Consider the following 12,395-nt stretch of genomic DNA (forward strand, 5'->3'; position numbering starts at 1 on the left):
AATCCTAATGTCAGTAATAATAATAAAATAAAAAATAGCTATGCAGCTGTTCATATTACAAATGATAATGGTTCATCTTCTATTGGAGGATTAATAGGAGGAACTAGTAATATAGCTATTGAAAACTCATATTATGATGCAGTAGCATCTCACATACCACCTAGAAAAGCAATGGATATTAGCAAATCAACTTCTGAAATGCAATCACCTTCTACTTTTAATAACTGGGATTTTGATAGTATATGGGATATTAACGAAGGAAAATCTTATCCATATTTAAAACCTTTTAAAGATAAACCTACTCCAGAAATAAAACCTGGTACAGAGGAAAATCCATATCTAATTAGTACCAAAGAACAATTAAATAACATTAGAAATGATCTAACAAGTCATTATAAGCTTGTAAATGATATTGACTTAGAAAATGAAGAATGGATGCCGATAGGCAGTAACACTATGCCATTTACAGGTATGCTTGATGGAAATGGTCATTCTATTAAGAACTTAAAGATTACAGAAAATACCCATGATTCTAGAGGGCTATTTGCAATTGCTAAAGATTCAGTTATTAAAAATATAACCATTGAAAATGTAAACATCACTTCACGCAGTAAAGATAATATGGGAGCTTTTGTTGGTTATGTACATGGAATAACCTTGAAAAACTGTAGTGTAATAGGAGAGGGAGCTATTTCAGGAAACAATTATTTAGGAGGATTAATAGGACGTGTAGATAGAGGTAGTAAAGAAAGCAAGATTACAAGATGTAAGACGATGATAGATATTCATGGGGTGAGAAGTTATATTGGAGGACTTGTTGGTGGTAATAACGCATCTATTACAATAGAAAGAAGTTATGCAATTTGTAGTTTATTTGGAGAAAGTAGTATAGGTGGATTAGTAGGAAGTTCTACAAATCTAACTGTAACTGAATGTTATGGAAATGTTAATATATCAGGTAGCGGCTCGCTAGGTGGTCTTGTAGGTAGCGGACAATACATGAGTATGGAAAATTGCTATGCACTAGGAAAAATTGAAAATGGTTCTAATAGTTGTATTGGTGAGTTAATAGGATTTTTTAACTATTCAAATAGTGTAACAAACAGTTATGCAGCTGTTCATATCATGAATGATGATAACTCATCTACTATAGGAGGTTTAGTAGGATCTAATAGAAGTATAAATATATACAATTCTTACTACGATGCAATAGCATCTCACATAGCACCTAGAAAGACAACGGATATCAGCATGTTGCCTTCAGCATTAAAAGTACAATCTACCTTTGTAGATTGGGATTTTGATAGTGTATGGGATATAAATGAAGGAACTTATCCTTACTTAAGAGGACTAGCTGTGCCTACAGAAGTATTTAAAAATATTCCAATCAATGAAGTGGCTGGAGGATGCGGTACAGAGGAAAATCCATATCTAATTGCTACTAAAGAACAATTAAATAACATTAGAAATGATCTAACAAGTCACTATAAACTTGTAAGTGATATTGACTTAGAAAATGAAGAATGGATGCCGATAGGCAGTAACACTATGCCATTTACAGGTACACTTGATGGAAATGATCATTCTATTAAAAACCTCAAGATCACAGGAAATACCCATGAATCTAGAGGGTTATTTGCAATTGCTAAAGATTCAGTTATTAAAAATATAACCATTGAAAATGTAAACATCACTTCAAACAGTAAAGATAATATGGGAGCTTTTGTTGGTCGAGCATATGGAATAACTTTGAAAAATTGCAGTGTAATAGGAGAGGGAGCTATTTCAGGAAACAATTATGTAGGAGGATTAATAGGACGTGTAGATAGAGGTAGTAAAGAAAGCAAGATTACAAGATGTAAGATGATGATAGATATTCATGGAGTGAAAAGCTGTATTGGAGGACTTATTGGTTTGAATAACGCAGCTAGTACAATAGAAAGAAGTTATGCAATTTGTAATTTATTTGGAGAAAGTAGTATAGGTGGATTAGTAGGAAGTTCTATAAATCTAACTGTAACTGAATGTTATGGAAATGTTAATATATCAGGTAGCGGCCCTCTAGGTGGTCTTGTAGGTAGCGGACAATACATTAGTATGGAAAATTGCTATGCACTAGGAAAAATTGAAAATGGTTCTAATAATTGTATTGGTGGGTTAATAGGATTTTTTAACTATTCAAATAATGTAACAAACAGTTATGCAGCTGTTCATATCATGAATGATGATAATTCATATACTATAGGAGGTTTAGTAGGATCTAATAGAAGTATAAATATATACAATTCTTACTATGATGCAATAGCATCCTGCGTATCACCTAGAAAGACAACGGATATCAGCATGTTACCTTCAGCATTAAAAGTACAATCTACTTTCGTAGATTGGGATTTTGATAGTGTATGGAATAAAAGTGAAGGAACTTATCCTTACTTAAGAGGACTAGCTGTGCCTACAGAAGCATTTAAAAATATTCCAATCAATGAAGTAGCTGGAGGATGCGGTACGGAGGAAAATCCATATCTAATTGCTACCAAAGAACAACTAAATAACATGAGAAATGATCTAGCAAGTTACTATAAGCTTGTAAATGATATTGACTTAGAAAATGAAGAATGGATGCCGATAGGCAGTAACACTATGCCATTTACAGGTATGCTTGATGGAAATGGTCATTCTATTAAGAACTTAAAGATTACAGAAAATACCCATGATTCTAGAGGGCTATTTGCAATTGCTAAAGATTCAGTTATTAAAAATATAACCATTGAAAATGTAAACATCACTTCACGCAGTAAAGATAATATGGGAGCTTTTGTTGGTTATGTACATGGAATAACCTTGAAAAACTGTAGTGTAATAGGAGAGGGAGCTATTTCAGGAAACAATTATTTAGGAGGATTAATAGGACGTGTAGATAGAGGTAGTAAAGAAAGCAAGATTACAAGATGTAAGACGATGATAGATATTCATGGGGTGAGAAGTTATATTGGAGGACTTGTTGGTGGTAATAACGCATCTATTACAATAGAAAGAAGTTATGCAATTTGTAGTTTATTTGGAGAAAGTAGTATAGGTGGATTAGTAGGAAGTTCTACAAATCTAACTGTAACTGAATGTTATGGAAATGTTAATATATCAGGTAGCGGCTCGCTAGGTGGTCTTGTAGGTAGCGGACAATACATGAGTATGGAAAATTGCTATGCACTAGGAAAAATTGAAAATGGTTCTAATAGTTGTATTGGTGAGTTAATAGGATTTTTTAACTATTCAAATAGTGTAACAAACAGTTATGCAGCTGTTCATATCATGAATGATGATAACTCATCTACTATAGGAGGTTTAGTAGGATCTAATAGAAGTATAAATATATACAATTCTTACTACGATGCAATAGCATCTCACATAGCACCTAGAAAGACAACGGATATCAGCATGTTGCCTTCAGCATTAAAAGTACAATCTACCTTTGTAGATTGGGATTTTGATAGTGTATGGGATATAAATGAAGGAACTTATCCTTACTTAAGAGGACTAGCTGTGCCTACAGAAGTATTTAAAAATATTCCAATCAATGAAGTGGCTGGAGGATGCGGTACAGAGGAAAATCCATATCTAATTGCTACTAAAGAACAATTAAATAACATTAGAAATGATCTAACAAGTCACTATAAACTTGTAAGTGATATTGACTTAGAAAATGAAGAATGGATGCCGATAGGCAGTAACACTATGCCATTTACAGGTACACTTGATGGAAATGATCATTCTATTAAAAACCTCAAGATCACAGGAAATACCCATGAATCTAGAGGGTTATTTGCAATTGCTAAAGATTCAGTTATTAAAAATATAACCATTGAAAATGTAAACATCACTTCAAACAGTAAAGATAATATGGGAGCTTTTGTTGGTCGAGCATATGGAATAACTTTGAAAAATTGCAGTGTAATAGGAGAGGGAGCTATTTCAGGAAACAATTATGTAGGAGGATTAATAGGACGTGTAGATAGAGGTAGTAAAGAAAGCAAGATTACAAGATGTAAGATGATGATAGATATTCATGGAGTGAAAAGCTGTATTGGAGGACTTATTGGTTTGAATAACGCAGCTAGTACAATAGAAAGAAGTTATGCAATTTGTAATTTATTTGGAGAAAGTAGTATAGGTGGATTAGTAGGAAGTTCTATAAATCTAACTGTAACTGAATGTTATGGAAATGTTAATATATCAGGTAGCGGCCCTCTAGGTGGTCTTGTAGGTAGCGGACAATACATTAGTATGGAAAATTGCTATGCACTAGGAAAAATTGAAAATGGTTCTAATAATTGTATTGGTGGGTTAATAGGATTTTTTAACTATTCAAATAATGTAACAAACAGTTATGCAGCTGTTCATATCATGAATGATGATAATTCATATACTATAGGAGGTTTAGTAGGATCTAATAGAAGTATAAATATATACAATTCTTACTATGATACAGTAGTATCTCACATACCACCCAGAAAGCCAACAGACATTGCTAAATCTACTTCAGAGATGAAATTACGAAGTACTTATGTTGGATGGGATTTTGATAATGTATGGGATATGGATGAAGGGAGCTATCCTTTCTTAAAAATGTTACCTGTGCCTAATCATGAAAATTTACCAGATCAATCACCACCGGCACTACCTATTGTGAATAAAGTAGAATTTGACACAATAAATATTATGTGGAAACCATATCTTTCTGAAAGTGTGTATGAAGTTAAAGTAGATGAGCAATCTGTTATTGCATCTTCTGATACGTTTTATAATCATACAAATCTACAATCAGGAACGAAGCATTCTTACAGAGTAAGAGTTAAAAATGGTGATAAGTTAAGTAGCTGGAGTCCAAGACTTTATGTATACACACTTTTACCTACTCCTACAGGAATTACGTATGCTATAGAAAATGATAGCATTAAATTAACATGGAATAGTATTAATAATGCTACAGCTTATGATGTAGAAATTAATGGTGAAACAATAAATTCTACAAACTCAAATACATTTGTCTATAGCAATATCACACTAAAAGAATTATATACTTTCAGAGTAAAAGCTAAAAATACGCATACACAAAGCGAATGGAGTGAGCCTGTAACATTACTTTATGCGCCAGATAATCTTCCAAGTATCTATTTAACTATGAGTAGATGGCCAATGAAAGATGATGATGAAAATAGTTTTGATGTACTATTAAAGGCAATAAATACAAATGATCTATATACCATTTATTTTGAATTAAAATACAGTGATTATTTGCTTGAATTACAAAAGGATCAGCTACAAAGAATCCTTTGGGACAATGTTTCAAATTCATATTATGCCTTTAAGATTGATCAAGAAAAATCAACTTTAAAAGTTATATTATCTAAATTGGGTAATTCTGCTGGAGAAAGTGGAGATTTTAATATTATTAAAATTCCTTTTAAATTTAAAAATTATTATATAGATACAAAGATGACTTTGGAGTCTATGGAAGTACTAAATTCTTCAGGAGAACCTATAGATGTATATTACAATGATTTAAAAATCAAGAGACTTTCTAAAATGTAAGAGAAGAGCCACTGCTTAACAGTGGCTCTTTGTTTTAAATAAATTTATTCAAATATTTATCATTTAAAAAAATTAATATCTAAGGAGGCGATTTGATTATGTCAAATCATATTAGAGGTAAAAAAAATAAAGAGATTAAAGTTACAGAAAAAAGATACGACCAAGAATTTAAACGTAAAATAAAAGCTGTGAAAGATGGTTTTAAAGGGGTGCTTGGTGCAGTTGGCGATATTAGAAAAGTGTTAGAAACACCTGAAGATAGTAAAACCTTTGAAAGATTAGAAATAGAAACACGTGAATCCATACCACCACAGACTTATCACTATAACAAAGACGGTTATAAGGGAGATTTACAGCGTGTAGATTATAATAAAGATCATGATGAACCAGTATATGAATACTATAAAGAATCGGTTTATGAACCTAAAACTTTTCGTGAAAGCCATGAAAATGAAGCAACTAGATATTACGATTCTGACGGTAAACTTAATAAAGTCACATATTCATGGGATAATAGCAATCAACATCCTTCTATAAATATTGACGAAGATGGTTACAAAGGAAAAATACCTGTAAAAGATGTTGATGAAGGACAACCAAAGATAACATATCATCCTGATGGCTCAAGGGTTGAAAAAGTAATATATACAGCATATTATGAAGGTGAGATTGAATACAGAACAATAACCCAAAAAAGGCAGATAGGAACAGTTGCTGTTTACGTTGGGTGGTATGCTGGAAAAGCAATTAAAGGTCCTGCAATATATTTTCATGAACAAGATTATGTAGGAAATGGTTCGCAGGATGAAAGAGCTAATCATGGATATAGGAAAAAGAGCTCATATGATAATACTGACCCTGTAGATTTAATAACAGGGAATTTTTATGTGGAAGATACGGATTTTGATATACCTGATATAGGATTGGATTTTAAAATTATCAGATATTATAATTCTATCAGTGATGTAGATAGCATTGTTGGAAAAGGATGGAACATCGGCTTTTCGAGTAAATTAGAAATTAATAATTCAGCAAATGAAGTTACTGTATTAAAAGATGATGGTTCCATAATGAAATTTGAGTTTTCGCAAGAAGATAACGGTTATATTACACATGCAGATGTATTAGATACCCTGAAGAAAGACCAAAATGGAAACTTTATTTTAAATAAAAAGAATAAATTAGTGTATGTGTATAATAGTACAGGTAAGTTAGTATCAATTAAAGATCTAAATAACAATCAGATTACATTAATCTATGATGCAACGGGAAATATACAATCTATTAGAATGCCTTCTGGAAGAGAAATGTCTTTTACCTTTGAAAATGGGAAAATAAAATCTATTCAAGATCCTACAGGGCGTTCTATCGAATACACATATGATGCAAATCATAATTTGACTCAAGTTAAAAAAGCTTCTGGTGCATTTATTAAGTATGCATATAATTCATATGGGTTAACTTCTGTTACAGATGAAAATAATAAAAAATACATTGTCAATGAATATGATGAATTTGGAAGAGTCATAAAACAAATATACGAAAATGGAGATGCATTTTTGTATATTTATAATGAAATTATTTCTGAAAATTCACACACAAATATATCTACTGGAGAAACTTATAAATATAAGTACAATGAAGATCTATTGCTTATAAGAAAAACTTTCCCTGATAGCAGCATGGAAGAGTATACTTATGACGAATATGCTAATAGGAACAGTTTCAAAGATAGAAGTGGAAATATTACTACATATAATTTTGATGACAGAGGAAATCTTTTATCAGTAATATCTCCAAGTCCATTTAATTATGAAACCCGATATGAATATGATAAAGAGGATAATCTTATCAAAATCACTACTCCAGAGGGTAAAGTAAAAGAGTATGAATATGATGTTCATGGAAATTTAGTAAAGGTTACAGAAAAACTTGATAACAATCAGGTAGTAACAACTATTTATACTTATGATTCCCAGGGAAGAAGAATATCTGTTACTGATGGTAATAACAATGCAATAAAATATAGATATGATGCTACCCACAATAGACCAGTAGAAATAATTGATGCGGAAGGTAATATTTTCAGCTATGAATATGATAATTTAAATAGAAAAGTTAAAGAAATGAATACATATGGACAAATGAGTTTTGTATATAACCATATGGATAAAATAGAAAAAGCAATAGATCATAATGGAAATACTACTAGATTTAAGTATGATAAACTTGGAAATTTAATAAAGGTGATTAAACCTAAAGAATATGATTCGAATACAGATGATGGACAAGGTATTCAATATGTATATGATGGAATGGATAGAGTTGTAAGAGAAATAGATATCTTTGGTAATGCCAAAGTAAACGTATATGATTCAAAAGGTAATAAGATCAGAGTAGCACTTCCTAATTTCTATGATAGCATTGATAATATTTCAACCAGTATTCAATATGAATACGATTATAACAATAATATTATAAAAATGACTGATCCCTATGGAGCGCAGATGAGATCCAAATACGATCTTGTTGGAAATAAACTAAAAGAAATAGCTCAAAATCAGTATGATCCTAATACAGATGACGGTAAAGGTTATGCATATGAATATGATTTATTAAATAGACTATCTATTATAAAAGATCCAGAAGGCAATATTGTTCAGAAAAATATTTATGATAGGGATGCTAGATTAGTAAAACAAATAGATGCTAAAGGATATTTGTATGCAAATAACGATGCTGCGCGTTATGGAATCATTTTTAAATATAACCAAGCAGGATGGTTAGTTGAAAAACGTGTTCCTTTAAAAATAGAGACCCATCAGATATACTACAATATTACCCTATATGTATATGACAAAGTAGGTAATGTGATTGAAGAAAAAACGTCGCAAGAATATGTATTAGTGGATCAATACCCTGAACATTACTGTATTACAACATATACTTACAATAAAAACAATAAAATAAAAACCATTACGAATTCAGTAGGTAAGACGATAGAATATTGTTATGATTGTATTGGAAATGTCATAAAAGAAACAACAAAGATAAATGATACGAAATATCTTGTAAAAGGGTATGCGTACAATATTTTAGGCAATATACAAAAACATTGGATAGAAGCGGATGCTGAAGATCTAAATGTTGATAAATGTACTCCTATAGATGGAAAAGTACTTTTAGAAACAATTTATGAATATGATAGTAATCAACAGTTAATTAAGGTGACCAATCCTTCAGGAGCTATTACTGAATATGAATATGATAGCAAAGGACAACTTATTGCTGTTAAAAAAGATGTAATAGAAGATGTTCTTGATATTGAAAGCAACATGTTATCTATTGAATCATATAAAAAATCTTTTTATGAAGGGGAACAATACACCTTTGATTTAAAGATAACTCCATCTAATATGATAAAAGGACTTAATGTGCAGCTTAAATACGATCCTAGATTATTAGAATTAGTAAGTGTTAATACAAAAGATACGAATCTTTTTCATGAAAATATAAATAAAGGTAGTTTAAACATTTGTAGTACTAAAAACAATCTAGCTATTCAGGGAGAGAACATATTATCTACTTTAACATTTAAAATAAAAGAGAATATGAAAGGGATAGGCCATATTCATATATTACCTTCTTCCAGATATGTAGATACAGAAAATCATCAATGCGAATTTACAGAAATCTACAGCAAAATAGTTCATGTGAAATGTCCGGACATGGATTTTAACAAAAAAGTTAATGCAAATGATTTTGCTTTAACTGCTTTAAAATACAATACTAAATCCTTTGATGAAAAATTTGATATTAATGGAAATAACCAAGTAGACATAGATGACCTTCACTATATAAAAGACTGGATATTTAATAATAAAAGTCTGAATGCTGTTGATGTTGAAGATTTCATTCCTAGATATGTAAATCCTAAATATAGCAATACTAAAAATACAGTTAAACGAACAATAACATACGAATATGACAAAGTAGGAAATTTAGTTAAAGAGACAGATTGTAATGGAAATAGTGTTGAATATGAATATGATTTAAACAACAGATTAGTAAAAATCAAAGATAAAGAAGGAAATATTTCTAGAAATTTCTATGACCAGTCTGGAAATTTAATTAAAGAAGTCTCTCCAGAATACTATGATATAAATTCAGATAATGGTGTTGGAAAAACATATAAATATAATGCTATGAATCAGTTAATTGATATTGTTGATACAAAGGGAAATGTAGTACAGAGAAATGTATATGATTTATCTGGCAATAAGATAAAGCAAATAGATGGAGAAGGTTATGCTGCATCTGGTGATGATCAAAGTCGATATGGTATTGAGTATATTTATGATATAGGTACTCGCTTAAAAAGTATCATAACACCTGAATCAAAAGTAATAGGTAAAAAAAGCAAACAATATGAGTTCAATGCTTGTAACAATATCATTAAATCCATAGATGGAGAAGGCAATATAAAAACACATACGTATGATTTGGGAAACCGATTAGTAAAAGTTACAAATGCAGAAAAAATAGATGAAGCATATAAGTACGATTATTATGGTAATATCATTGAAACAATAGACGGAAAAGGGAATTCGATCAAATACCAGTTTAATAGCTTAAATTTACTTTCAATCATAACTGATCCAATGAATTTTAAAATCAAATATTACTATGATAAAGAAGGAAGATTAAGTAAAGAAATCAATAGAAATGGTGAGCAAATAATCTATGAATATAATGCTGATAGTAATATATGCTTAAAGAAAAATCTAGCAACCAAAGATGCGTCAGATTTCTTCTACTATAAAGATGGGTCTATATGTGCTGATATAAACAACAATAATATCAATCAATATGTTTACAATAAAAATTATTTATTGAGAGAATATAAAAGAAATAGTAAATCAGTGCTTGCTTATTCATATGACAAAAACAATCGTGTTAAAACGATAGCAACAGTAGATGGGCAATCGGTACAATATAGCTACAATAGCAATGGACAACTTGCCGAAGTAGTAAACGATAAAAATATGATAGCAACATACAAATACAATATAAATAACACAGTTAAGGAAATTCTTTATCATAATGGCGTCCAAAATATTTATGATTACGATAAAGACACAAATCCTATTTCGATCATACAAAAATCATCTGAGAATAAGCTGATCAATAAAATAGACTATACTTATAATAACAATCAAATGATCACTGCAGAATTATTGAATGACGACGGGAACTTGTATACCTATGACAAACTAAATCGTATACAAAGAGCAGTTAATTTAGCTACAGGAAATACAGAGCATTATATTTATGATAAGGCAAATAATATTACTTCCAAAACTTCTAATGAAGAATTGTATCAATATACTTATAATTCTAAAAATCAGTTAATCAGCTCTACCCATAATCAAAAAGAAATAAAATATAGTTACGACAATAATGGGAATTTATTGCAAAAAACCTGTGAAAATGACATAATAGATTATACCTACGATGGTTTTGGAAGATTGACAAAAGTAAGTACGCCAAGCAAACAAGTACTTCATAACACTTATGATGCAAGAGGATTAAGAATTGCAACTGTCGAAAATAGTACTTACAATCAGTTTATTTATGATAAGGATCAAATCATTGCAGAACTGGATTTAAACAACCATATTTCATCCTTTAATATTCGAGCAAATAACAAGATTGTAGCAAAAAAAGCCCATTCAGGGGATTTATTCTATTATTTACACGATGCACGTTCAAATGTAATAAATATAGTAGATGAAAGCCTTGCAGTTAAGAACACCTACAAATACGATCCTTTTGGAACCTTTAAATATGCCAAAGAAACCATAGACAATCGTTTTGCATATGCAGGAGAAGCCTTTGATAAAATATCTGAACTTTACGACTTAAGATCAAGATATTATAATCCTTCTACTATGAGATTTATGCAAGAAGATACATATAGAGGAGACGGGCTAAATCTATATAGTTATGTTGCAAATAATCCAATAAATTATATAGATCCTACAGGGTATAGTAAGTGCCTCAATAAAGAAAAAAATAATTCTTCTAAGAAGATGCGTGAAGATGAATCGAATTCGATAGAATGGGAAGAGTTGCAAGAAATATTAAGAAACGGGCCAACATCTGAGATTGAAGCGCGTAAACTTGCATACGAGCACATTGATGTTGCGAACAAGCATTATAATGCTACTTTGTTTAACGACTATGAAATAATAGGAAAAGGAATACAGTTAGATAGCAGTTTAGTAGCAGGTGGTGGTGCATTAGATGTCGTTTGGTTCAACAAGAAAAAGTTTGATAAAGATGCACTGACAGATATATATGATTGGGAAAAGCCATTTGTATATGGGTCTGGTGGAATAAATTTAGGAGAGGGTACTGGGGAGGATCTAATTAAGGCGAACAAGGAAGTAATTAGGCATGCTAAGAAAACAAGTATACGACCTGGCGGAGGTATATCTATTATTATTGTTGGAAGAAAGAAAAGTGAGAAAAAAACTTATAATATAAAGAGTTATGAAGGCGCTAGTCACTCAATGAGTTGCACCCTATTTCATTTCAAAGCCCAAACTAGTTTGAGTGATGATGGTTTCACAAAAGTAGATAGTATAGGTGTCGAAACAAGTAAATTTGACATCGGTTATGGTGCTTCTTATTCTAAATTAATTCCTAAAGAGTTTACTGATCCTCTATTCTCAACACCAAGAGAACACAAAAATCTATTTTGGCCTACGCAATCGCAGGGGAGTTTTATGTAATTTAAAATA

2 protein-coding genes are annotated in these 12,395 nt (G+C 30.7%); both read left to right on the top strand.

Annotation, left to right across the window (positions count from 1 at the left end):
* A partial coding sequence (locus tag EV214_RS16455; protein ID WP_330571331.1) for a fibronectin type III domain-containing protein occupies positions 1 to 5,589 on the top strand: 5,589 nt, incomplete at its 5' end.
* A 98-nt stretch (positions 5,590 to 5,687) separates the two neighbouring features.
* On the top strand, positions 5,688 to 12,386 hold the full coding sequence (locus EV214_RS16460; protein WP_132247731.1) for an RHS repeat-associated core domain-containing protein: 6,699 nt from the start codon (positions 5,688 to 5,690) through the stop codon (positions 12,384 to 12,386).
* Positions 12,387 to 12,395: the final 9 nt, after the last annotated feature.

The sequence above is a fragment of the Marinisporobacter balticus genome (genome assembly GCF_004345705.1).
Classification (GTDB): Bacteria; Bacillota; Clostridia; order Peptostreptococcales; family Thermotaleaceae; genus Marinisporobacter; species Marinisporobacter balticus.

Coding starts and splice junctions, on each gene's coding strand:
- EV214_RS16460 (WP_132247731.1), top strand. CDS start 5,688: ATGTCAAATCATATTAGAGGTAAAAAAAATAAAGAGATTAAAGTTACA.